General features: G+C 46.1%; 1 protein-coding gene. It reads right to left on the bottom strand.

Annotated features, from left to right (window positions below):
* A partial coding sequence (locus A3762_RS19905; protein WP_369820705.1) for an imelysin family protein occupies positions 1 to 811 on the bottom strand: 811 nt, incomplete at both ends.

Genomic DNA, 811 nt, shown 5'->3' with positions numbered 1-811 from the left:
CGCCATAACTAAGACTACCCATACCTGTTAGCATGGTAGAAAGACCGCCATTATCACCTTTCGCAAGAAGTTGTTTGGTGGCTTCACCGTCTGCAGTCCATGCTGCAACAATATCTTCAAGATCAGAAATTAATAGTGTACTTGCAGCTTGAAGATACTCGCGACGACGGTCACAGTTGCCGTTAGTGCAGTTTTCTAGTGAGAAATCTGTTGCTGGACGTGCGCCCGCGCCTTGATTTGTTCCATTAAGATCTTGACCCCATAGCAGGAATTCAATGGCGTGGTATCCAGTTGCTACGTTCGATTCAACTTCATCAATTTCTTGAAGCTGTTCTGATAGCAACGCTGGCGTGATTGATGATGCATCTACTTCAACGCCACCAACGTTAAGCTTTGGATTGGCGATTATGTTTGCAGCGTAATATGGGTTTTCATCAGATTCAGTGCCATAACTAGCGTCAACGTAATCAATGAGGCCTTCGTCTAGTGGCCAAGCATTTACTTTGCCTTCCCAGTCATCAACATATGCGTTGCCAAACCGATATGCTTCGGTTTGTTGGTAAGGTACACGCGCTTCAATCCAAGCTGATTTTGCCGCCGCAAGCGACTCTTCAGATGGAGCGTCTAGCAAAGCTTTGATTGCAGTATCGAGTGTTTTTGCCGTGTTCAATGAGTCGCCATAGTTTGATTGAGCGATACTTACATATTGACTAACCACGTCAGTAGCCGTTGCTGTCTTTTGCGCTGGAGCTTCATCTACAGTACTGCACGCAGTGAGTAGAGCGCCTGAGATAATTGCAGCGCTAACAAG

The sequence above is a fragment of the Oleiphilus sp. HI0125 genome (genome assembly GCF_001635355.1).
This window is presented reverse-complemented; position numbering and strand designations above follow the sequence as displayed.